Source organism: Streptomyces sp. NPDC091289 (assembly GCF_044757365.1).
In the GTDB taxonomy this organism is placed as follows: domain Bacteria; phylum Actinomycetota; class Actinomycetes; order Streptomycetales; family Streptomycetaceae; genus Streptomyces.
Map to the genome: position 1 here is coordinate 1 of NZ_JBIVUT010000039.1, position 23,301 is coordinate 23,301.

Annotated in this window: 16 protein-coding genes and 2 pseudogenes; 6 read left to right on the forward strand and 12 right to left on the reverse strand. The window is 71.2% G+C overall.

Going from position 1 to position 23,301, the window contains the following annotated elements; all coding sequences use genetic code 11:
• A partial coding sequence (locus tag ACIQPT_RS35845) for a beta-ketoacyl synthase N-terminal-like domain-containing protein (protein ID WP_401162310.1) occupies positions 1-3,060 on the reverse strand: 3,060 nt, incomplete at its 3' end.
• 179 nt (positions 3,061-3,239) lie between these two features.
• Positions 3,240-4,277: a ketoacyl-ACP synthase III family protein gene (locus tag ACIQPT_RS35850; protein WP_401162312.1), complete on the reverse strand. Its 1,038-nt coding sequence runs from the start codon at positions 4,275-4,277 to the stop codon at positions 3,240-3,242.
• Positions 4,278-4,462: 185 nt separating this feature from the next.
• Between ACIQPT_RS35850 and ACIQPT_RS35855 the strand changes: the two genes are divergently transcribed.
• Positions 4,463-5,620: an acyl-CoA dehydrogenase family protein gene (locus tag ACIQPT_RS35855; RefSeq protein ID WP_401162313.1), complete on the forward strand. Its 1,158-nt coding sequence runs from the start codon at positions 4,463-4,465 to the stop codon at positions 5,618-5,620.
• A 201-nt stretch (positions 5,621-5,821) separates the two neighbouring features.
• Here the strand turns inward: ACIQPT_RS35855 and ACIQPT_RS35860 are convergent, their stop codons facing one another.
• Together ACIQPT_RS35860 and ACIQPT_RS35865 are read right to left on the reverse strand one after the other, a co-directional pair.
• A complete protein-coding gene (locus ACIQPT_RS35860; RefSeq protein WP_401162314.1) occupies positions 5,822-6,592 on the reverse strand; it encodes an SDR family NAD(P)-dependent oxidoreductase in 771 nt (256 codons plus the stop codon).
• 150 nt (positions 6,593-6,742) lie between these two features.
• Positions 6,743-8,068, reverse strand: coding sequence for an FAD-dependent oxidoreductase (locus ACIQPT_RS35865; RefSeq protein WP_401162315.1), 1,326 nt, complete (start codon positions 8,066-8,068; stop codon positions 6,743-6,745).
• A gap of 258 nt (positions 8,069-8,326) precedes the next feature.
• Here ACIQPT_RS35865 and ACIQPT_RS35870 point away from each other — a divergent pair, with 258 nt between their 5' ends.
• Both ACIQPT_RS35870 and cimA read left to right on the forward strand, forming a co-directional pair.
• Positions 8,327-9,931, forward strand: coding sequence for an aminotransferase class III-fold pyridoxal phosphate-dependent enzyme (locus ACIQPT_RS35870; protein ID WP_401162317.1), 1,605 nt, complete (start codon positions 8,327-8,329; stop codon positions 9,929-9,931).
• A gap of 286 nt (positions 9,932-10,217) precedes the next feature.
• A complete protein-coding gene (gene cimA, locus ACIQPT_RS35875) occupies positions 10,218-11,822 on the forward strand; it encodes a citramalate synthase (RefSeq protein WP_401162319.1) in 1,605 nt (534 codons plus the stop codon).
• A gap of 294 nt (positions 11,823-12,116) precedes the next feature.
• Here cimA and ACIQPT_RS35880 read toward each other — a convergent pair.
• Positions 12,117-12,531, reverse strand: a pseudogene (locus ACIQPT_RS35880) (ketosynthase chain-length factor); the annotation flags it as partial.
• A gap of 108 nt (positions 12,532-12,639) precedes the next feature.
• Positions 12,640-14,799: a RecQ family ATP-dependent DNA helicase gene (locus tag ACIQPT_RS35885; RefSeq protein ID WP_401162320.1), complete on the reverse strand. Its 2,160-nt coding sequence runs from the start codon at positions 14,797-14,799 to the stop codon at positions 12,640-12,642.
• 306 nt (positions 14,800-15,105) lie between these two features.
• On the opposite strand from ACIQPT_RS35885, the gene ACIQPT_RS35890 reads away from it, so the two are divergent.
• Positions 15,106-15,756: a hypothetical protein gene (locus tag ACIQPT_RS35890; RefSeq protein WP_401162322.1), complete on the forward strand. Its 651-nt coding sequence runs from the start codon at positions 15,106-15,108 to the stop codon at positions 15,754-15,756.
• Positions 15,757-15,834: 78 nt separating this feature from the next.
• Here the strand turns inward: ACIQPT_RS35890 and ACIQPT_RS35895 are convergent, their stop codons facing one another.
• The 6 genes from ACIQPT_RS35895 to ACIQPT_RS35920 all read right to left on the reverse strand — a co-directional run bounded on the left by ACIQPT_RS35895 (position 15,835) and on the right by ACIQPT_RS35920 (position 21,670).
• Complete coding sequence (locus ACIQPT_RS35895; protein ID WP_401162366.1) at positions 15,835-16,464, reverse strand: hypothetical protein; 630 nt, start codon at positions 16,462-16,464, stop codon at positions 15,835-15,837.
• A gap of 66 nt (positions 16,465-16,530) precedes the next feature.
• On the reverse strand, positions 16,531-17,241 hold the full coding sequence (locus ACIQPT_RS35900) for a ribonuclease HII (protein WP_401162323.1): 711 nt from the start codon (positions 17,239-17,241) through the stop codon (positions 16,531-16,533).
• Positions 17,242-17,391: 150 nt separating this feature from the next.
• Complete coding sequence (locus tag ACIQPT_RS35905) at positions 17,392-19,230, reverse strand: DUF4153 domain-containing protein (RefSeq protein ID WP_401162324.1); 1,839 nt, start codon at positions 19,228-19,230, stop codon at positions 17,392-17,394.
• Between the two features lie 187 nt (positions 19,231-19,417).
• Positions 19,418-20,326, reverse strand: a complete 909-nt coding sequence (locus tag ACIQPT_RS35910) for an ADP-ribosylglycohydrolase family protein (RefSeq protein ID WP_401162325.1) — start codon at positions 20,324-20,326, stop codon at positions 19,418-19,420.
• A gap of 12 nt (positions 20,327-20,338) precedes the next feature.
• Positions 20,339-20,998 (reverse strand): histidine phosphatase family protein, encoded by a 660-nt coding sequence (locus ACIQPT_RS35915; RefSeq protein ID WP_401162326.1) that lies wholly within the window; start codon positions 20,996-20,998, stop codon positions 20,339-20,341.
• A 66-nt stretch (positions 20,999-21,064) separates the two neighbouring features.
• Positions 21,065-21,670, reverse strand: a complete 606-nt coding sequence (locus ACIQPT_RS35920; protein ID WP_401162328.1) for a YdbC family protein — start codon at positions 21,668-21,670, stop codon at positions 21,065-21,067.
• Between the two features lie 88 nt (positions 21,671-21,758).
• Here ACIQPT_RS35920 and ACIQPT_RS35925 point away from each other — a divergent pair.
• Positions 21,759-22,536, forward strand: a pseudogene (locus ACIQPT_RS35925) (DUF1152 domain-containing protein); the annotation flags it as partial.
• Positions 22,537-22,688: 152 nt separating this feature from the next.
• Complete coding sequence (locus ACIQPT_RS35930; RefSeq protein WP_401162330.1) at positions 22,689-23,225, forward strand: TerD family protein; 537 nt, start codon at positions 22,689-22,691, stop codon at positions 23,223-23,225.
• The last annotated feature ends 76 nt before the right edge of the window (positions 23,226-23,301 follow it).

The following is a 23,301-nucleotide window of genomic DNA, read 5'->3' on the forward strand; positions in this document are numbered from 1 at the left end:
ACCATTGGACGCACCGTCCTGATTGATCGCCGAACCCCTCAACACCGCGAGAACCTCATGGCCCAGGCGACGAGCGTCCGACAACCGCTCCAGCAACAGCACCCCCGCACCCTCGGCGAAGCCCGTGCCGTCCGCGGCCGCCGCGAACGCCTTGCACCGCCCGTCCGCGGCCAGACCCCGCTGCCGCGAGAACTCCAGGAAGAGGCCGGGCGTGGCCATGACGGTCACACCGCCGGCCAACGCCATGTCGGACTCCTGTGTGCGCAGGGAACGCATCGCCGTATGCAGGGCTACGAGGGACGAGGAGCAGGCCGTGTCGATGGTGAGGGCGGGTCCGGTCAGTCCGAGGTGGTACGCGATGCGCCCGGAGATGACACTGGCCTGGGTGCCGGTCAGTACGTGCCCTTCGACGTCCTCGGGGGCCTCGTGCATGCGGGGGCCGTAGTCCGGGGCGAGCGCGCCGACGAACACGCCGGTGCGCGAGCCGTGGAGGTCGTGCGGATCGAGCTTCGCCCGCTCGACGGCTTCCCAGGCGACCTCCAGCATCAGCCGCTGCTGCGGGTCCATGGCCAGCGCGTCGCGGGGTGCGATCCCGAAGAAGGCGGCGTCGAAGTCGCCCACACCGTCCAGGAATCCGCCGCTGCGCGTGTAGCTGTGCCCGGAGTTCTCGGGATCCGGGTCGTAGACGTCCTTGTCCCAGCCCCGGGTCGTGGGGAAGGGGGAGATGACGTCGCGCCCCTCGGCTACGACCTGCCACAGGTCCTCCGGGGAGTCCACCCCTCCGGGATAGCGGCAGGCCATGCCGACGATGGCGATCGGCTCGTCCTGCCGAACGCGGCGGCGGGTCCGTGCCGCCTCCGCCGGTGCGTGGCTCGGCTTCCGGGTGACCCCGTTGCGAAGGTCCTCCAGGTAACCCGCCACCGCCTCGGGGGTGGGGTGGTCGTAGAGCAAGGTGGCGGGCAGGCGCAGGCCGGTCGCCTCGGCGAGCCGGTTGGTCACGGCCATCGCGGACTGCGAGTCGAGGCCGAGGTCCCTGAACGACACGCTCTTCTCGGCGGGGCCGAACTGCTCGTCGTCGAGGACGGCGGCGGCCTGGGCGAGTACGAGCCGTACCAGTTCCTTGCTGTTCCCTTGGCCGCCCGCCACGGCGGTACCGTCCGCGGAGGGGGCGGAGGCGGCGTCCGAACCCTGCGCGGGGGCGTCCGGGCGCGGTTTCCGTGCCCCGGGGCCCGTGCGCGGGAAGGCGTAGGGCGGCAGGTCCACCCGGTGCGCGTCGCTGCCCTCGAAGGCGTTCCGCCAGTCGACGGCCACGCCCTTCGCGAACGCCTCGGCCAGGGCGGCCGTCAGCCTGCGCCAGGCGGGTTCGGTGTCACGCAGGGATGTGATGACGGCGCAGGACCGGTCCATGTCAGCCGCGGTCCGTATCAGCTCGCCCGCCAGCACGGGGTGGGGAGAGATTTCGATGAAGACGGCGGTGCCGTCGTCCAGTACGGCACGGACGGCTTCCTGAAGGCTGTCCCGGGACGCCAGGTGGCAGGGCATGGAGCCGTCTCCGGGCGACAGGTGCACCGGGTGCCGGGGCACCGAGACGACGGAGCGCACGGCGTCGCGCAGCGAGAGCGATCCCGCGACGCAGGCGGCTGCCTCGGCGCTGACCGTCTCCGCCACGACGCGGCGCGGGACCACACCGTAGGAGCGCCACACCTCGGCGAGCGCCACCGTGTGCGCGAAGCGGATGGCCCGAGCGATCTCGGGCGAGTCGGTCGGTGAGGGGCCCTGAGCGCCCCGGATCACCTCGCTGAGCCGCCAGTCCGCGAACTCCGCCATCGCTTCGTCGCATTCGGCGATGCGCGCAGCGAATGCCGGTGACGCCTCGCACAGTTCGGCCGCCGACCGCACGAGGCGGGCGGGGTCGGTGCTCTCCGCGGTGTCGGGGAAGACGAAGGCGGTACGGCCGCTGTCCGGTCCGGCGAGGGGTCCGGTGAACGTGTGTCCGTCGGCCACCTCCCGGAGCGAGGCCAGCAGTTCCTCCCGGCTGTTCCCGAGAGCGACGGCACGGTGGGAGAACACGGTGCGTCCGCCGGCCAGGGACCGGCCGATGTCCTGCGGACGCACGCTCCGGTCACCCTCGGCCAGGGTGAGCAGGGCAGCCGCCTGACGGCGCAGCGCGGAGGGGGTGTGGCCCGACAGCGGCCAAGGAATCACGGCCGGAGCGCCGCCGTCGGCGGGCGCGAACCAGTGGGGAGTGCCGTGGTCGGGAGCGGATCGGTCACCGAGCGGTGGCGCCTCGACGATGGGGTGGCCGGTGGTCGTCGTCGCACGGTCCGGGTCGTCGTGGCCGGACTCCTGCCCCTGCTCGCGGAGGCGCAACAGCACCGTGAGGACCTCGGTGATGCCGGCCGCGGGGCCGTCGTCCTCGCCGGTGGTGCCGGCGGCAAGGACTCCGTGGATGCGGTCGCCGTCGGACAGGGCCCGCCTCAGGGGCTTGAGTACGAGGACCGCGGCGCCGTCACCACCGAGGGCGCCCGGCGCGGGGAGCACGAGCGGCCCCGCCACGAGTGCGGTGGTGCTCTCGCCGCAGCGCAGGCTCTCGCATGCCCGGCCGAGCGCGGCTGCCGAGGAGGAGGGGCCCGGGTCCTCGGTGCGGCTCGGGCCGACGAGTCCCAGATTGCCGGAGACCACGGCCGCGTCCGTGTCGTTCGCGCTCGCGCTCGCGCCGACGAACACTCCGACCCCGGCCGGGGTGCCGCGCAGTTCGGCGGGGAGGAGGGCAGCGTCCTCCAACGCTTCCCAGGACAGTTCGAGCAGCAGACGCGCGCGCGGGCCGAGGGAGGCGGCCTCGCTCGCGGTGAGCCCGAAGAACTCCGCGTCGAACGGGCCGGCTTCTCCGGTGCCGCTGCTCACGTCCTCCTCGGCATCCGCCCCGGACGCCCTGGAGGTGTCAGCGCTCACCAGGCGCCAGAAAGCCGTGAGGCCGGTCGCGTTCGGTGCCCAGCACGACATACCGACGACCGCGATCCCCTCCATCTGAAGTTCGCCGCCGGACGGTTCTTTAGACACTGCGTTCTCCTACCGGAACGATGCTCTGCGAGTAGCTTCTGCACCCGCTGGAAACCCTAATCAGGCACAACAATGCGCCGGTAACCATGCGTTCTGCCGCGTATGAAGGGAGCCTCGGTACCCGCCTTTTTCCGGATAGCCGATGGCGGGCACGAAGCATTTCGACCTGTCGACAAGACCTACGGGGTGTCCCACGAGGGGGTCCGCCGGATCTCCACCACGGCGCACGACCAGGTGAACCCCGCTCCGATGCCCGCCATGAGGCAGCGCTGCCCCGGCTTGGCGCTGCCCGACTCCGCGAGGTAGGCGAGGCCCGCGATCTGGTCGCCGGCGCCGAGGTGCCCCACGGTCCTGCCCCAGGACCAGGTGGTCGCGGGGAAGTCGATGCCCCAGGGCTGGAGGAACGTCTGGGTGATGCGGCGGCGGCCGAAGTGCGGCAGCACGAACCAGTCGATGTCGGAGAGTTCGCACCCGGCGTCGTGGAGCGCCCGCTTGAGCACCTCCGACTGGCCGGCCTGCACGCGGGCGAGACTGTAGGAGGTGCCCACCTCGTTGAGGAATGCCTGCTTGGTCGCCTCCGCGTCCATGGGCTGACGGACTTCGAACGGCTCCGCTCCGAACGGATCGTCGCCCCTGTGCATCTTCTCGAGTTCCGGCTCGGAGACAGTGCACAGGCTGCGCAACTGGGCGAAGCCGGGCCGGTGGGACAGGACGAGCGAGGTGCCGGCGTCGCCGAACACCGTGCCCGGATCGCTGTGCCACCGGTCGTAGCCCGGCTCGCAGAACCGGTCGCCCGTGGTGAGCAGGGCCGAGCTGGTGGGGAGACCGTTGCCGTCGAGCGCGCGGGCGGCCAGTTCCAGGGCCGCCATCCCACCGTTGGAGAGCTGACGTACCTCGATGGCGGGGCAGCGGTTGCCCACCGCCTCACGCTGGATGTAGGAGGCAGGAGCCCAGCAGTCGTGTCCCTGGTAGTGGACATCGGCGTGCAGGATCAGGTCGATGTCCAGAGGGCCGGTCCCGGAGCGCCGCAGTGCCGTGCGAGCGGCCTCGACCGCCATCTCCGGCGCCGCCGCGCCGTCCGAGACGGCGACGGAGGCCATGTCCGTCTGCCGTGCCAGCCGTTCGTCGAAGTCACCGCGCTCCACGGCGTCCGCGGCCTTCACCCGCCCGGGTATGTGGACGCCGACTCCGGTGATGTACAGGTCCTCGTACCTCATCAGCTGGTGTCTCCTTTCCGCTCCCGTAAGTCCTGCTTTCCAGCCCTCGACGTGGCATGAAGCCACAGGACCAAGATGGAGCATGAAGGGAGGAGAATGCTCTCCGTCCGGTAATCGGAGGGTAATGGGACATCGGTTCCGAACAGGTGCCCGCGCAATGAACGGGCAGCGTTAACTTCCATGAAATGGAAGCAAAAGACCTGGAGATAGTGCGACAGTTTGTCACAAGCGAACTCGGCAGCGACAACGATAAGCTGGACTCTCTGTCGGAGAAACCCCTGCAATTGTTCGAGACGTTCGCTGCGACGGGACTCGCCAACTGGTGGCTGCCCGAGGATGTGGGGGGCCGCGGCCTCCCCCTCGAGGACGGCGTCGAGATCGTCAACGAGCTCTCCTACGGGGATGCCGGCGTGGCCTTCGCGCTGCTGGTGTCGATTCTCGGCAGCAGCATGGTCCAGCTGCACGGATCGGACGACCTCAAGGCCCGCTTCCTCGCGCCCATGGCGGCCGACGGGACGTTCTGTGCCGCGCTGGGCAGCGAGCGCGCGGCGGGCAGTGAGCTGAACAGAATCGAGACGGTCGCCGCGCGGTCCGGCGGGGACCTCGTCCTCACCGGCGAGAAGTTCTTCGCGACCAACGCGGACTTCGCCGACTTCCTCGTCGTCATCGCCAGGGGCGCCGAGGACCCCGACGAGTACCTCGCGGTCGTGGTCCCGAGGGACACGCCGGGGATCGAGATCGTCAAGCGCTGGGACGTCATCGGTCTGCGCGCCTCGCACACCTACGCGGTGCGGCTGGACAACGTCCGGGTGCCCGCCGCCTACTGCCTGCCCGGTTCGGGGCTGCGCCTCCTGGAGACGGGGCTCAACGCCAGCCGCACCCTCATCGCGGCGACCGCGATCGGCGTCGCCAGGCGCATCCGCGATCTCTGCATGACGTACGCGAAGGAGAAGCGGTTCCGCGGGGGTTCTCTGCTCGAAAGCCCGGTGCTTGCGCAGAAGATCGGGCAGATGGAGATGCAGATCGACGTCATGAAGGGCCACTGCCTCAGGGCGGCCCGCGAGTACGACGAGATCATGGCGGGGCCGGACGCCACCAAGGTGTTCACCCGGAAGGGCATCCTGAAGTCGGCGCTGACGGCGAAGCTCTTCTGCGGCCAGGCGGGCTGGAACATCGCGAGTGCCGGGTCCGAGATGTTCGGCGGCCTCGGGTACACACACGAGTTGCCGATCGGGAAACTGCTCAGGGACATGCGGTACGTCTCCCTCGTCGAGGGCGGCGACGACGTGCTGCGTGAACTGCTGTTCAGCCGCTACGTGATACCTGTGTCGCGTCGCTCCTGAGAACCGTGCGCACAGAAAGCAGGACCGGCGAGAGATGAGACTCTCGCCGGTCCTACGCAGGGTGACCCACTCCACACGTGCATGTGACAGGTCGAAGCAGCCCAAGGAGCCGATTCGGCCGTTCCCCTCCACTCGCGGGAACGGCCGATGAAGATACTGGGAACTTTCGCCGTCAGCTCGGCGGCCTCTTATGTGCCGGACTCAGAGAACCTTCTCCATACCGCCGTCGATCAGATAGTCGGCCCCGGTGATGTAGGCGGCGACCGGCGAACCCAGGAAAGCGATCAGGTTGGCGACCTCCTGCGGCGTTCCCCACCGCCCCGCCGTGATGTGGGCCATGGCGGGAAACTCCTGCTCGAACTGCTCGAAGGAATCGACGCCCCATTCCTTGCTCAGACGGGGCCCGTACTCGTCCCACAGCGGCGTCCTGATCAGCCCGGGAGAGACGGAGTTCACCCGGATTCCCCGCTTGCCGAGGTCGTCCGCCAGTCCCTTGGACCACGCCCGCAGGGCTGCCTTCGACGACGCGTAGAAGTACGGGCCCTGGCCCGGCCACCGGCCGACGCTGGAAGCGATGCTCACCACGGACTCCCTGAGCTGCGGCAGCAGTGCCCGGGTCACCCGGACCGCCGAGTTGAGGTTGAGGTCGAAGCCGCGCTGCCAGACCTCCTCAGTGAGCCCGTCCAGGCCGGTGAGCGGCAGACCGGCCAGTCCGCCGACCCCGTTTACCAGGACGTCGACTCCCTCCGGGAACTCCTCGGCCGCCCGCTCGGCCAGCAGCCTGGCGCCCTCTTCGGTCGTCAGGTCCCCTTCGAAGGTGAGGGCACCGCTCTCCTTCAGCTCCGTGGAAACCTCCACGTCCGCCCCGAGGACGTGCGCCCCCTCCGCCAGTAGCGTGCTGGTCACCGCGGCTCCGATGCCCCGGCCTGCCGCGGTCACTACGACGGTCTTGCCTGCGTATCCGAGATCCATGTCTCACACTTCCTTGTCGGTTCTGGTGTTCGTGTCTGACATCGGTGGACGGCGTACTGCTCCACAGCCGGGCCAGGGCGCGTCCGGCGGATCTTGGCCGGGCCCACGACGCCTGGCACGGCCTGTCCGGCCCTGATCCGCCGGACACCCCTAGGCCGGCTGCCGGGACAGCGTCTTGTGGACACGCTCCTGGATCGCGGGGTCCAGCAGCACGGTCGGCGGGTCGAGCAGCCCGAAGACCCGCAGGCAGCTGAGGGCCAGCTGCCCGTCGAAGGTGGCCGCGAACTGGGTCCGCCCCACGAGCTCCAGCGCCTCCAGCATCTCTGGGGTCCGCTCTCCCTGGACCCCGGGGAAACTGAGGTCGCCGAGCAGCGTCATGCCCCACACCGGGTCGACGGCCTGCTCGGCGAGCCGCCGGAAGTAGACGTCCGGCTCCGGAAGCTGCTCTTCCGCACGCAGGTGGTCGGACAGCGCCGAGGCCTGCATCGCGGCGAACGCCATGCCCTGCCCGTAGCGGGGGTTGAGGCTGCACACGGCGTCGCCGAGCACCAGGAGCCCGCGGGGGAAAGAGTCCATGCTTTCGTAGCGGCGCCGCAGAGCGGCCGGGAAGCGGTAGCGCCGCGCCGCCGAGAGAGGCTCGGAGACCTCCAGGATCTCGTGGATGTCGGGGGCCGCCAGGGATTTGGCGAAGGCGTTGAAGCCCTCGGGATCGACCGGCGGGTGGTCACCGAGCACGCCGTAGAGCGTCACCACGACGCGGTCGCCCTCCACCCGCTGGCACGCTCCCCCGCGCGGGGAGTCGGGAGAGGCGAGGACATTGACGCAGACGTCCCCGGCGAAGACGTCGGCCGGCGCCCGTACGATGCGGGTCGCGTACCCCACGTCGACCTTGAGCTTCTCCTCCTCGACCCGGCCGTGGCCGTGCTCCTCCAGCCACACCGGGGTGCGCGAGCCACGCCCCGAGGCGTCCACGACGAGGTCGGCCGCGAGCTTTCCGCCCTTGTCGCCCGCCAGTAGTACCCCGTCGACGACGCTGCCGTCCTCGCTGAAGGAGAGCCCTTCTACGTCCTGTCCGCCGAGCACGGTCACGCGCGGCAGCTCCTCCACACGGGCCCGCAGGTGGCGCTCCCTGAAGGTGCGGGAACTGACCACGGTGGACAGGCCGGAGTCCCCCTTGACCAGAGGGCGGCCGGCAATCACCCAGCGCATGTCGCGCCCGATGTCCCCGGCGTGGGCCCCACCGGCCACCAACTCATCGCCGAGGCCGGGGAAGAGCTCCTCCGCGATCTGGTGGCCCCGGATCAGGAAGTCGTGCGCGTGTCCGCTCTGCGGAACGCCGCGCCGCTGCTCATCGCCCGTACCGTCCCGCTCCACGACGGTCACCCGCTCGAAGACGTCGGCCAGTACCCGGGCAGCGAAGAGGCCCGCCGGGCCGGCCCCCACCACGACCGCGTGGCCTTCTGCACAAAACTTCATGGCGAGCGACTCCTCGTGGTCGATTTGCGTGGCCTTCCGAGCCTCTTTCGCAGCAGTCGGAAGAACGCAGCCAAAGTAGGCGCACGCCGCTCACAACACGTCCACCGCCCGAGCACGCTCCGGTGCGAATACGGGATTACCAGCGCATTAGCGGGTGCTGTTTCCCACCCGGTACAGATTTCCTAGGCTCACACCAACGTGGCGGCACAGCGGGGAAGGGCGGGTGAGTAACCGCACCCCCGCACCGAAGGAGAGACGATGGACTCGACAGCAACGGAACCCCAGCTCACCGAACCGTATCTGACCACCGTGTTGTCGAATGCGGGCCTTGGTGTCGAATACGTGCGAGCCGAAGGAAACACGGTCTTCCATCTCGGTGCCGATGGCGAAGAAGTGCCCGTCACCGACTACTGCGGCGGCTACGCGTCGCTGATCCTGGGCCATAACAACGCGGAGCTCACCGCCCACGCGAAGGCCGTTCTGGACTCCGGGATCCCGGTGTACGCCCAGTTCTCGGGCCACTCCGCCGCCAACCGGCTCGCGGTGCGGCTCAACGAGATCGTCTCGCGCGAGACCGGCACCACCGAGCCCTACTTCGCGCACTTCGCCAGCACCGGTGCCGAGGCGATCGAAACGGCCGTCAAGCACGCCGAGTTCGACCGCGTGCTCAAGGTGTCGGCGCTGATGGGCGAGATCGGGGGGCACGTCCAAGAGGCGCGGGAAGCGGCGAAGGAGGGCCGCCTGCAAGTGGCGGACTCCGCCTTCGCCGCGGTCGGCATACAGGCGCCGCCCGCGACCGCCGCCGGATCACCCGCGGAGGCCCTCGAACACCTCCTGGACGCCGTGGCCCGCCGCAACGGCGAAGTCGCGGGCCGCCCTCCGGTGCTGCTGGCCCTGGAAGGTTCGTTCCACGGGAAGCTGACGGGCAGCGTGCAGCTCACTCACAACAGCGCGTTCCGCTCGGCTTTCGGCGGCCTCGGCACCCAGGCGCACTTCGTGCCGCCGAACCAGCCGGACGTCCTCACCAAGACCGTGGACGGCATACGGGACCAGGCGCGCGTCCTCGACGTGGTCGTCACCGACGACGTCGCCGACGTCGTGGAGCGTGACTTCCCCGCCTTCTGCGCCTTCCTGCTGGAACCGATCCAGGGCGAGGGCGGCATCCGTGTGCTGGACCGCGCCTCGGCGGAGCACCTCCAGAGCGTGGCCGCCGCGGCGGACTGTCCGCTGCTGATCGACGAGATCCAGACGGGTCTCGGCCGCACCGGCGCCTTCCTCGCTTCCTCCCTGGTGGGTCTGCGCGGCGACTACTACGTACTCTCCAAGAGCTTGGGCGGCGGCATCGCCAAGAGCTCGGTCGTCCTGGTGCACCAGAAGCGCTACCGCGGCGAGTTCGAGATGGTGCACAGCTCGACCTTCGCCAAGGACGGCTTCTCCACCGCCATCGCCCATAAGGTAGTGGAACTGCTGGAGGCGGACGGCGGCGCGGCGTACCAGCAGGTCGTGGAGCGCGGCGAGATGCTGCGCGCGGCACTCGACCGGGTGCGGGCGGACTATCCCGAAGTCGTCAAGGACACCCGAGGCAAGGGCCTGCTCCAGGGCCTGGAACTCCACGACCAGTCCGGCTCCGCCTCCGCGACGATCAGCGGCGCCGCCCAAGGGGGCTTCCTGGGCTATGTCGCGGCCGGCTACCTCCTCGGAGCACACCGCATCAGGGTCCTGCCGACGGCCAGCGCCCCGAACACCTTGCGGTTCGCCCCTTCCCTGCACCTGACGCAGGAGGAGACCGACCACCTGGAAGCGGCGCTGCGCGACCTGTGCGCCGTGTTCCGCGACGCGGACGAGCGACGCCTGACAGGCTGAGGGCACTCCTCGCTCCCTGTACGGCGGGCTGCCCAGGCGCAGATCCTGATCGGCTGTGCGGTGGTCACTCCGCACGACGACCGTGACCGGGCTGCACCGGGCGCCCGGTGCCCGGCGATGACTGTGCGGGACCGCCCTGCGGCTTCGGCGCCGCGCGCCGATTCCTCAGGGCGCGTCTCCCGTCGTCGCGTGCCGCGAAGCCACCACCACCTCCGAAGTGACCAACGCCTCCCAAGTCTCCGCTGCTCTCGCAAGTCACGAGATCCGACACAGGAGCCAGATCAGCATGACGGAACCCAGCACACCCGACGATGCGTTCCACGTCTTCGACACCACCCTCCGCGACGGCGCGCAACGCGAGGGCATCAACCTCACCGTCGCGGACAAGCTGACCATCGCTCAGCACCTGGACGACTCCGGTGTCGGCTTCATCGAAGGCGGCTGGCCCGGCGCGAACCCCCGCGACACGGAGTTCTTCGCCCGCGCCAAGCAAGAGATCACCTTCCGGCACGCCCAACTCGTCGCGTTCGGCGCCACCCGCCGCCCGGGCGGCAAGGCGAGCGACGACCTGCAGGTCCAGGCACTGCTCGCCTCCGGCGCCCCGGTCATCACACTGGTCGCCAAGTCCCACGACCGGCACGTGGAGCTGGCCCTGCGCACCACTCGGGAGGAGAACCTGGAGATGGTCCGCGACACCGTCTCCCACCTCGTGGCCCAGGGGCGCCGGGTCTTCGTCGACTGCGAGCACTTCTTCGACGGCTACCGCGCCGACCCCGCCTACGCCAAGTCCGTCGTACGGACCGCCGCCGAGGCAGGTGCCGACGTGGTCGTCCTGTGCGACACCAACGGCGGCATGTTGCCCGCCCAGATCCAGTCGACCGTAGCGGCAGTCATCACCGACACCGGCGCGCGCCTCGGCATCCACGCCCACGACGACACCGGTTGTGCGATAGCCAACACCCTGGCCGCCGTCGACGCGGGCGCCACCCACGTGCAGTGCACCGCCAACGGCTACGGCGAGCGCGCCGGCAACGCCAACCTCTTCCCCGTCGTGGCGGCCCTGGAGCTCAAGTACGGCAAACGGGTCCTGCCCGAGGGCGCGCTGCGCGAGATGACCCGGGTCTCGCACGCCATCGCCGAGGTCGTCAACCTCGCCCCCTCCACCCACCAGCCCTACGTGGGCCTCTCCGCCTTCGCCCACAAGGCGGGCCTGCACGCCTCCGCCATCAAGGTCGATCCCGACCTCTACCAGCACATCGATCCCGACCTGGTGGGCAACCGCATCCGGATGCTCGTCTCGGACATGGCCGGGCGGGCTTCCATCGAGCTCAAAGGCAAGGAACTCGGCGTCGACCTCGGCGGCGACCGCGAGCTGATCGGCCGCGTCGTGGACCGCGTCAAGGCCCGCGAACTCAAGGGCTACACCTACGAGGCGGCCGATGCCTCCTTCGAGCTGCTGCTGCGCGAGGAGGTCGAGGGCCGGGCCCGGCGCTACTTCCGGGTGGAATCCTGGCGGGCCATCATCGAGGACCGCCCCGACGGCACCCACGACAGCGAGGCCACCGTGAAGCTGTGGGCCAAGGGCGAGCGTATCGTCGCGACCGCCGAGGGCAACGGCCTGGTCAACGCCCTGGACGAGGCGGCGCGGGGCGGCCTGGAGCGCATCTACCCCCAGCTCGCCAAGCTGAAGCTGGTGGACTACAAGGTCCGCATCCTGGAGGGCAAGCACGGCACGTCCTCCACTACCCGCGTCCTGATCTCCACCAGCGACAGCGAAGGCGAATGGTCGACCGTCGGCGTCGCCGAGAACGTCATCGCCGCCTCCTGGGGCGCGCTGAAGGACGCGTACACCTACGCACTCCTGCGCGCGGGCATCGAGCCGATCGAGTAGACCTCACCGACAGCGGGCAGGCCCAGGGCGCGTCCGGCGGATCTTGGTCGCGGGTGATGCGGCCCGCGACCTCCAGCAGGGCGAGGGAGTCGTAGCCGAGGTAGGTGAACGGCAGGTCGGCGATCTCTCCGCTGAGGTCCACGGCCTCGTCCTCACCGGCTCACTCGCGCAGGATGCGGGTGAAGACGTCGATGCTCAGTGCTGTCAGCTCGTTCGCGCTCATGGTGGTTTCCTTCCGTCCGGTGCCCAGGTACCGGATTGTCGATTCGTCCACTTCATCTGCTCGTCGGGACATCAGTCGGTGCGGGTGACCACCGCAGCCGCGTTGAATCCGCCCTCACCCCGGGCCGGCACCAGTGCCGTCGCGCAGGGCGAGCAGCGCGGAGGCCAGGTCGAGGACGGCACCGCCCGCGTACAGGCGGCCGGTCTGCGCCTTCGGTGCGGCGACCGGCACTCCGCGTGAACTGAACACGGCGGTGAGCGCAGCCGCTTCGGCGCGGTCCGCGTCCGCGAGGGCGGCACGTATCGCCCGCTCCAGACCGTCGGCGGCGGGGTCGTCCGGGTCGGGGTCGAACGTGGCCGCCTGGTCGGTGACGATGGCGCTGCTCGGCCCCTTCAGCCCGTGCCGGATGGCGATCCGGCCGGTGTTGACGGCGTAGAACCAGGCGAAGGACTGGTACGCGCTGACGAACCGGCCGCCCTTGCTCCAACGGTGAACCCGAACGACCCCTCCCCGTCGCCCCCGGCCCCGTTGGCCTGCCCTGGTACGCCCGCGCTCTCGGCGTCCGAACGGCGACCGGCCCTGCGGCGGGCCCTTTCAGCCCGCCGTGGTGAGAACCAGAGGCAGGACCTGGTCGGCGCCCGCCTGCCGGAGCAACCGGGCGGCGACGGCGAGGGTCCACCCGGAGTCCGTGCAGTCGTCCACGAGCAGGACGGGGCCGGGTGTGCGGGCGAGAGCGTCGGCCAGCTCCCCGGGAACGGCGAAGGCCCCGGAGAGCGTCCTGAGACGCTGGGCGGAGTTGCTGCGGCGTGCGGTGTGCGCGCCGTTCGGCCCGGTGCGCGTCAGCGTGCCCAGGAACGGGAGACGGCCGACGGTCGCGACCCCCTCGGCGAGGGAGCCGACCAGTTGCGGGCGGGTCAGGGACGGCACGGCGACGACCCCCACCGGCCGGGCCGAGGCGTCCGGCACGTCCGGCGCCCAACCGCCCGGGGAGCGCGCCCAGTCGGCCAGGACGGCGACCGCGGCCCGCAGGACGTCATCGGGGACCGGGCCGTCGGGCGCGTTCGCGGCCAGCAGCGGCCGCAGCCGGTTGCCCCAGCCGATGTCCGAGAGGCGGCCCAGGGCACGACCGGTGGAGCACTGCTCCTTGACCGGGATACGCCCCTTGAGGTCGACGCCCAGTGCGGGCATCCCCGTCGGCCACATCCGGCGCGGCTCGATCTCCACCCCCGGGCGGTCCAGCTCCTTCGCCGCCCCCGTCAACGCCTCGGGCGAGACCGAGGGATCGGCCCAGGGCCCCACGCAGTTGTCGCAGCGGCCGCACGGGGCGGCTCCCTCGTCGTCCAGCTGCTGTCGCAGGAACTCCATCCGGCACTGCGACGCGCTCACGTAATCACGCATGGCCTGCTGCTCGGCCGCCCGCTGCCGGGCCACCCAGGCGTACCGCTCGGAGTCGTAGACCCAGGCCTCACCCGTGGCGCTCCAGCCGCCCTTCACCCGCTTGACCGCGCCGTCCACGTCGAGGACCTTGAGCATGCTCTCCAGCCGCGCACGCCGAAGGTCCACGGCCGCTTCCAGGGCCGGCACCGACAGCGGCCGGCCCGCGTCGGCGAGGGTCGAGAGGGTCTGGCGGACCTGGGCCTCGGGCGGGAAGGCGGTGTCCGCGAAGTAGCGCCAGATCGCCTCGTCCTCCTTGCCCGGCAGCAGCAGCACATCGGCGTGGGCCACCCCGCGCCCCGCGCGCCCCACCTGCTGGTAGTAGGCGATCGGCGAGGACGGCGAGCCGAGGTGCACCACGAACCCAAGGTCGGGCTTGTCGTAGCCCATGCCCAGGGCCGACGTGGCGACCAGCGCCTTGACCCGGTTCTCCTGGAGGTCGACCTCGGCCTGGAGCCGGTCGGCGTTCTCCGTCTTCCCGGTGTACGAGGCCACCGGGAAGCCGCGCTGCCGGAGGAAGGCGGTGGCCTCCTCGGCCGCGGCGACGGTGAGGGTGTAGATGATCCCCGAGCCCGCCAGCTCGTCCAGGTGCTCGGCGAGCCAGGCCAGGCGGTGCGCGGCGTCCGGCAGCCGCACCACACCGAGCCGCAGGCTCTCCCGCTCCAGCGGGCCGCGGAGCACCAGGGCCTCGCCGGCTCCCGTGCCCAGCTGGTCCGCCACGTCCGCCGTCACCCGCGCGTTGGCGGTCGCGGTGGTGGCGAGCACCGGCACGCCTTCGGGCAGCTCGGCCAGCATCGCCCGCAGCCGGCGGTAGTCGGGGCGGAAGTCATGGCCCCAGTCGGAGATGCAGTGCGCCTCGTCGACCACCAGCAGACCGGTGGTGGCCGCGAGCCGGGGAAGCACCTGATCGCGGAAGTCGACGGAATTGAGACGTTCCGGACTGACCAGGAGAACGTCGGTCTCGCCGCGCTCGACCTCCCCGTAGATCGTGTCCCACTCCTCCGGGTTGGCCGAGTTGATGGTGCGTGCCTGGATGCCCGCCCGTGCCGCCGACTCGACCTGGTTGCGCATCAGCGCCAGCAGCGGCGAGATGATCACGGTGGGGCCGGAGCCGCGTCGGCGCAGGAGAGCGGTGGCGACGAAATACACCGCGGACTTGCCCCAGCCGGTGCGCTGGACCACCAGCGCCCGTCGGCGCTCCTCCACCAGCGCCGCCACCGCCTGCCACTGGTCCTCCCGCAGCCGCGCCGGACCTCCCGGGTCGCCGACCAGCTCAGCGAGGATGGCGTCGGCCTCTGCACGCAGCTCCTGGTTGCTCATACCCCCATGCAACCTCACGGCACCGACAACGGCCCAATCCGCGGCCTGGCGCAGCAGGGTGTTTCCGCTGGTCCTCACGGTTCGGGGGTGACAGGAGGCGTCATCCGGCCGGGGCTGGGCAGGGATATCAGTGGCATTCCGACTGATACCCGTCAGCGTCGTCAATTGCTCGTTGCCGCCTGCCGATACGCCAGGAAGAATTGGGACTGCTCCCCGCACAGTTCTCGTCGGGCCCGGAAGGGCTGTGCCGCGGCGCGCCCTCACCCGACCCTGCCCGCACCATGGGCGCGTAGCGAAGGGAGGACCATGACCTTCGGATTCGCCCCGTCCTCAGCCACTTCGATATCGGCGTTCTCGACCCCACCGGGTGCCGCGGACTCCGTCAACCGCCTTGCCCGGATGCTCGAACCCGCCGAGTGGGCCTCGGCGGGGATACCGCTGCTGCGCAGTCCGCGCGAGGTCGTCAGCGGGCTGCACTCCCGGCACCGGCCGACGCCCGCCACCGCCGTCGTGGCGGTCCTCGACCATGAGGAACGGCTCACGGCGAGCTCCTCGTTCACGCGCCGGGACACGGTGGCGGCGGACGGCTGGCACTTCCGCAACGCCCTGCTCGCCCACCTGCGGCGCGTCATCCCGCACGATCTGCGCCGGCGTACTCCGGTGCGTACAGCCGTGCTTCTCTACTGCCGCGACGGCGACGAGCGGTGGACCGAGGAGGACGGCGCGTGGATGTGGGGCCTGCGGGACGCCTGCACCCTGCACGGGCTCCGGTGCGGTGCGTACATCACGCTGACCGGCGGGGGCTGGCAGGTGCTCGGCGAGGGGCGGGGCGGACGGCGGCCCAGCTCCCTGTCGGAGCCGGCCCCGCTGTCGGGCCTCGTCACCGAACAGCAGCCCGCGCTGACGCGGACCGGTGGCGGCTCCGCCCAGGCGCTGCGCCGCTCGGCCGCCCGGTGACCGGGGAGCGCACCGGAAGCTGAGCCCCGGCCGCCCGTGACGGCGGCCGGGGCTCCTGCGTACGACGGGTACGACGGTTCAGACGCCCGCGCCGAGTGCGGAGTTGACCGTCTGCGGGTCTCCGCAGACGATCAGCAGCGCGGCGGCGCGGTCACGTGCGACGGGCAGCGCGCGGGCGACGGCGTCACCGGCGTCCCCGTTGACCGCCACGACGACGACGGGCCGGGGCTTCGCCCGGTCGACCGCGGAGACGTCGGCGAAGAAGACGTCGTCGCCCGCGTCGTGCTGGGCCCAGTAGGCGGCTTCGCCGAAGGACAGCTCGTGGACGGCCCACGGGTGCTGTTCGCCGGTGGTGAGCACCAGGATGTCGCCCGGCGCGCGACCGGACTCCAGCAGCAGGTCGACGGCTTCCTCGGCCGCGTCGAGCGCACCGGCCGCCGGGGCCGGGATCAGCTGGATCTGCGGTGCGGAACGGTCCTCGGCAGGCTCCGGGCGGGTGGGCGCCTGAGCGGCGGGTGCCGCCGGAGCGGGTGCCGCGGGGGCACGGGGCGCCGGGGGTGCGGGACGCGGGCCCGGACGACCGGGACGCGGGGTGGCCGCGGAACGCGGACCGGGTACGGGACGGGGGGTCGGCGCGGTGCGGCCGGCGGCCGGAGTGACGCGGGGACCCTGGGCGCTCTCGGGAATCTGAGGCTCCTCGGAGATCAGGCATGAAGGTGGTCTGTGGCGAACGCCGATGTCGTCGGCGTCGGTAAAAGGGGCGCGTGTGCGCGATCAGAATTCGAAGCCGAGCTGGCCCCCGCTTTCGAGTGCGGCCGCCTCGGCGGAAAAACGGACCTTCTTCAGGTGCTGCCACCGGGGCAGCGCGTCCAGATACGCCCAGGAGAGGCGGTGATGGGCCGTGGGCCCCCGCTCCTCCAGCGCGGCCCGGTGCACGGGCGAGGGATACCCCGCGTTGGCACCGAAGGCGAAGTCGGTGTACGCGTCGGACGCGGCGCCCAGCTCGGCCATCATCCGGTCACGGCGCACCTTGGCGATCACCGAGGCCGCCGCGACCGCGATACAGGACTGGTCGCCCTTGATCACGGTGCGGACCTTCCAGGGAGCGCCCAGATAGTCGTGCTTGCCGTCGAGGATCACCGCGTCGGGCCGTACCGGCAGCCCGTCCAGGGCCCGCACGGCAGCGAGCCGGAGGGCGGCGGTCATTCCGAGGTCGTCGATCTCCTCCGGCGAGGCGTCGCCCAGGGCGTAGGCAGTGACCCAGCTCTCCAGCACGGGAGCGAGTTCGGCACGCCGCCGGGGGGTCAACAGCTTGGAATCGGTGAGGCCTTCGGGCGGTCGGCGCAGGCCGGTGACGGCCGCACACACGGTGACGGGTCCGGCCCACGCACCGCGTCCGACCTCATCGACACCGGCGACGGTCCTGGCACCGGTGGTAGCGCGAAGCGAGCGCTCGACGGTGTGCGTGGGTGGTTCGTACGGCATGGCGCCAGCCAGCGTACGCCGAGAGCCACGGCAGCAACACCCCGGGGCGCCGTGCAGACCGCGAATCAGCCATCGGAGGCGGGTCCGGAGGCCTCCGGGCCCCCTGGACCCGCGGGCTCGGAACACCCGCGGGCCCGGAAGGCCGTCCGGTCAGTACGGGTCGTAGCCGTCCTCGTCCGGCTCGTATCCGTCGCGGGATCCGCCTCTGCCCACGCTGTAGCAGTCGCGTCCGTCGCCCTTCACCGGGCGCTTCTCCAGGATCTCCTTCGCCCGCGCCTCTCCCCAGCTGGTCGCGTACCAGGGGGTGTCGGCGTACAGGACCTCGTTCTGGATGATCCGCAGCGCACAGGAGCGTTCCGGTTCGGGCAGTCGGTCCAGGGCCGGTACGGCGTCGGCGGACAGGTCCTTGACGTAGTCGATGTCGATGGCGGTCGACTTGCCGTCCTCGAAACGCTGGACGTTCTGCTCGGCGATCAGCCCGTCCGGCGAGAGCAGCCCGAACGCCAGGACCCCGGCCGCCGCACTCACCGCGATGGCCCGCGGCAGGAACCGGGCCCCGAAGACCCCGGCCGCCAGGATCAGGACCAGCACCAGTCCGAGCCAGAGCTCCATCGCGGCCACGGATATCCGGAGCCTGGTCAGGCCGTACTCGTCGACGTACAGGTCCATGCGGCGCAGCGCCGAGGCGACCACGACGAGGGTGAGCACGCACAGGGTGCCGAGGACGGCGCGCACCAGCGTCCGGTCCCGGGTGCCGCCGCGCGGCGCCCAGCGCAGGGCCAGGGCGATCACGAGGAGGGTGAGCAGGGTGGCCCACAGCAGCTGCCAGAAGCCCTGGCGGGCGTACTCGGCGTGATCGAGCCCGGTCTCCGCCCGCACCTTGTCGTAGCCCCCGAGGAGGACGACGAGCTGGAGGGCGATGAACGAGGCGAAGAGCAGGTTGAGCACGATCAGCGGAAGGGCCCATTCGGCCCGTCCGCGGGGTTTGCCGGGCCGGACGGTGAGCCCGTCCCAGCGCACCGGGGCCGCCGCGGCGTACGCGGCGGCGAGCGCCCCGGCCAGGCCCAGTGCGAACAGGAAGATCCGCCACGGTCCCTCGCCGACCGAGGCGTCGGGCATCAGGCTGCCCAGCAGATCGGCGAACGCGGCGTCCGCGCTGGCGAAGAGGGTTCCGAACACCACCAGCAGTACGAGAGCGACCGCCGTGGTGCGCAGCGCGGCTCCCCAGCGGGCCCGGGAACCGTCGGCCCGTGCGCGGATCCCCCGCACGCCCCAGATGATGCCGGGGACGACCGAGTCGAAGAGGCCCAGCGAGCCGATCAGCACGCCCAGCCAGCTGCGGCTGCCGTGCAGCGCCAGCGAGCCGAGCGCGAAGGCCGACACGACGGCGAGGAAGGTGGGCCAGCCCGCGTCCCGGAGCGCCGGCACCACGAGCAGCGCGAGCCCTCCCACCGCCCAGGTCGCGGTCCAGGGCCGCAGCCGGCGGCCCGCCGAACGCGCGGCGAAGTACGCGGCCAGCGCGGCGGGCACCGCCACGATCAGGAGGTTCACCCCGAGCCCCTCGCCCAGGAAGAGCGCGCTCAGGACGGCGGTGGCCAGGACCGACCAGAGCACGGCGGGGCGGATCAGCGGCGGAGCGGCCGGCCGGAGCCGGGCTGTCACACCGTCGTCGTCCTTGGCGCCGGGCGCCCCCGCGGCGTACTGCCAGGGGTCGCCCGGCCGCGCGGCACCGGAGGCCTGCGCACCGGTGGCCTGCGCACCGGAGGTTTTCGCACGGGACGGCGGTGCCTCGGACGGCTGCGTCCCGGACTGCGGCGCCCCGGAGGACTGCTTCGTGTCCGCCGCCGGTGTTTCGGCTGTTTCGGCTGTTTCGGCTGTTTGTGCGACCTCGGAGACCGCTACCGGCTCCGGCGGTTCCGGTGGCCGGGGCGTACCGGCTTCCTGGGACTCCTCCGGCGGTCTGGACGCCTCGGACGGCTGATCTGACATTGGGACCCCTCCCCCACCGGGTCCACGCGCGGCCGGGAGCCGAACGCCCGTCCCCGGCGTCTCATTCGGCGCACGCCCTCAAGATCAACCAGGGGCGGCGTGGGCGAAAGAGTAATCCCGAACTCGCGTTCGTAAACCCTTCACGGACACACAGAGTGATCCTGTGGCAGGACCGTGACAGACAGGGTCAGCGCAGGGCCGGGGTCAGCCACTCCGGCGGTTCCTCGGTCTGTGCCAGCCAGTCGGCGGGCGGCGCTCCGGCCTCCCCCGAGGCGACGACACCGCCGACGATCGCGCACGTCGTGTCCACGTCGCCGCCCGCCTGGGCCGTGACCCAGAACGCCTCCTCGTAGTCCCCGAGGCTCCTGGCGGCCGACCAGAGCGCGAACGGCACGGTGTCGTGGGCGCTGGTCCGGCGGCCGTTGCCGAGGACCGCGGCGACCGTCCCGGCGTCCCGGTAGTCCAGCATGTCGCGGGCCCGGCGCAGCCCCGCGCCGACGGCGCTGCGGGGCACGAGCGCGATGACGCCGTCGAGGAGGTCCTCGGGGCTCGGCGGTCCGCCGGGGGCGGCGGCGAGCGACGCGGCGGCGGCGACGGCCATCGCGCCCACGACGGCCTCGCGGTGCTGGTGCGTGGTGTACGAGGAGATCTCCGCCTGATGGGTGGCCTGCTCGGGATCGTCCGCGTACCAGGCGCCGAGCGGGGCGATACGCATCGCCGAACCGTTGCCCCAGGAACCCTGGCCCTTGAAGAGCGCCGAGGCCAGTTCCCGCCAGTCGCCACCCTCCCGCACGAGCCTGAGGAGCCGGTTGACGGCGGGGCCGTAGCCCCGGTCGAAGTCGTGGTGCTCGGCGAAGGAGCGGGCGAGCGCGTCCTGGTCGATGCGGCCGTGCGCGGTGAGCACGGCGAGGACCGAGCAGGCCATCTCGGTGTCGTCGGTCCACTGCCAGGGCCCGGGCGGCAGGGCCCGCTGTTTCAGCAGGGGGTAGTTGACGGGGACGAAGAACTGGGAGCCCAGGGCGTCTCCCACGGACAGCCCACGCAGGCTGGCCAGGGCGCGTTCGAAGCGCCGCTCGGAAGCAGAATCAGCGGTCATCGCCCTGCCACTCTATCCGGTGCGGCCGTACGGCTCAGGGGTCCGCCAGTGCTGGAAGGGCCGGTCGAGGGTGTAACGGCCGTTCTCGCCCAGCAGCAGGGTCCGCGTCTCGCCGTTGCCCGGGTTGGACAGCGACTCGAACTCCGCGACCGACCAGTGGAACCAGCGCATGCAGAACAGCCGCATCGTCAGTCCGTGGGTGACCAGCAGGACGTTCTCCGGGTGGTCCGGCTCCTCGAAGCTCCGGTGCAGGCTCTCCAGGAACGCCCCGACCCGGTCGTAGACGTCGGCGCCGGACTCGCCCTGGGCGAACCGGTAGAAGAAGTGCCCGTACGCGTCCCGGTAGGCCTTCTGCAGCCGTACGTCGTCCCGGTCCTGCCAGTTGCCCCAGTCCTGCTCGCGCAGCCGGGGCTCCTCGCGGACCCGGACGCGCGCCGGGTCGAGGCCGAAGGACCGGAACGTCTCGTGGGTGCGGCGGTACGGCGAGATGTAGACGCTCACCCGTTCCCCGCCGAACTGCTCGCGCAGCCCCTCCCCGGTCTCCCGGGCCTGCCGCAGACCCGTGTCGGTGAGCCGGAGCGCGTGGTCGGGCTCCCGCTCGTACACCGTGTCGTCGGCGTTGCCCTCGGACTCACCGTGCCGGACGAGGACAATGCGCTGCGGTCGTGCCATGTCCCGAGCCTAGATCGGATCGCGACCGCACGACCGGTCGGGGCGGCGGGAGGAGGCCGCCCGGGGTCACACCGTCCAGGACGGTTCCAGCTCCACGACGTCTCCCGTCAGCTCGATCACGTCCGTCTCGGTCTGCGCACGGGCCGCCAGCCGCTCGGCCCCCGCCGCGCGGTACTTGCCGCGCTCGGCGCTCGACTTCCACAGGGACAGCGCGAGGAACTCATTGCCGGGCGCCTCGCCGAACACGCCGCGCAGTATGCCGGGTGATCCGGCCATGGCGGGATTCCACACCTGCTTCTGCATCAACACGAAGTGCTCGGCGCGCTCCTCGTGCACCCGGCTGTGCGCGACCCTGACGACGTCCGCCTCCGCGAAGTGGGGCTCGAAGCCCGTCTTCACGTCGAAGCGGCGCTCGAAGAGGGTGACCTGCATATCGCGGAACATGCCCGACTGTCCGGCCGCCAGCCGGTCGTGCCCGCGGGCCATGAAGGAGTCGTAGAAGACGCGGTTCTCCCAGAACGCGAAGACATGGGCGACGTCGGGGCGCGTTCGGCTCCACCCGCCGCTCTGTCCTCTGAACCCCGGCTCGCCGAGCAGCCCCGCCCACTTCCGCTGTCCCCGTTCGAAACCATGACGGTCCACCACGGAACAGCGAATCCACTTCACCAGCACCGCGCCATCGTACGGCGCGGAAGGTGGCACGCGTCACGGTCCCGGGGAGTGCGCCCCAAGGGGTCGTCGCGCTCGCACAATGATCGCCATGACAGCGCTGCACGCCCACCCCCTGTTCAGTCGGCTCGACTCCGCCCGGAGCGTCCTCGTCGCGGGAGCGGGAGGGGGCTTCGACATCTACGCCGGGCTGCCGTTGGAATCCTGGGTGGCCCCCGATCTGGCGGTGATCACCCCGGACACGGCCCCGCACCAGCCGTACTTCCCCGAGCGCGCCCTCGCCCGGTGGCTCACCCAGCACGGCTACCCCGGCACGGTGCACGCGCTGTCACGGGTCGGGGTCCAGCCGTTGCGCGCCGCGTACCGGGCGCGCTGATCGAGCGGTACGACATCGACGCCGTCGTCCTCGTGGACGGCAGCACGGACATCCTGATGCGCGGGGACGAGGCGGGGCTCGGCACGCCGGAGGAGGATCTGGCCAGTGTTGCCGCGCTCGCCGGCATCGAGGGCCCCGAACGCCTCGTCGTGTCCATCGGGTTCGGGGTCGACGCCTATCACGGGGTGAGCCACGGCCTGGTCCTGGAGAACATCGCGGGGCTGGAGCGCGCGGGCGCGTATCTGGGGGCGTTCTCCGTACCCCGTACGACCCGGGAGGGCGCACTGTTCCTCGACGCGGTCGCCCATGCCCAGGAACAGACGCCGGACCACCCCAGCATCGTCAACGGTTCCATAACGGCAGCCGTACGGGGGAGTTCGGGGACGTGCAGTTCACCTCGCGCACCAAGAGCAGCGAACTCTTCGTCAATCCGCTGATGGCCCTGCACTTCGCCTTCGAGCTCGAAGGGCTGGCCGAGCGGTGCCTCTATCTGGGGTGAGGGACCCGGCGCGGCGGACGGATGGCCCGAATCCGCCGTCCATGACGGGGGCAGTTGGTTCCGCGGCCGGTTCCGTACATGATCGGGTCAATCGTGTATCGGGTGATGAGAACGGTCCGTGGGCCGTCGGCCGGGAGGGAAGTCCCTTGAGCACTCCGAACAAGGACATCGAAAAGGTCGAGGTGCGGGTCAAATGGGACCCCAGCCCGCACGGGGCGGCGGCCAACGACCTCGACATCATCGCGGCGACCTACCCGGTCGACGAGCCGTACGGCGCCCCCGCCTACCTGGTGCACTTCGACAGCCGCTCGCCGGACGGCACCATCACGCTGAACCGGGACAGCCGCACCGGCCAGGGTTTCGGCTTCGACGAGGTCATGACCATCGAGCTGGACCGGCTGGCCGACCGGTACGGGCGGGTGGTGGTCGGTGTCGCCATCCAGCAGCGCGACGGCCACAAGACCTTCGGCGCCATAGGGAGCACGGCGATGGAGATCGGCGAGGGTTACACCATTCTGGCCGAGAACGACTTCTCCGGCGTCGCGTGGGCAACCGCGGCGGTCATCGGGGAGTTCGCCAGGGAGGGCTCGGGGCCCTGGGTGTTCCGGGCGGGCGTGCGCGGCTTCGACGACGACCCCGACGCGTTCGCCGCGGTGATGGGAAGCCGGATCTCCGAAGCGTGACATCGGCCGTTTCCGGACAATCCGGTGCGGGCGCCGGTGACCTGCCGAAGGGGACCGGCCATGGGCCGGTCCCCTT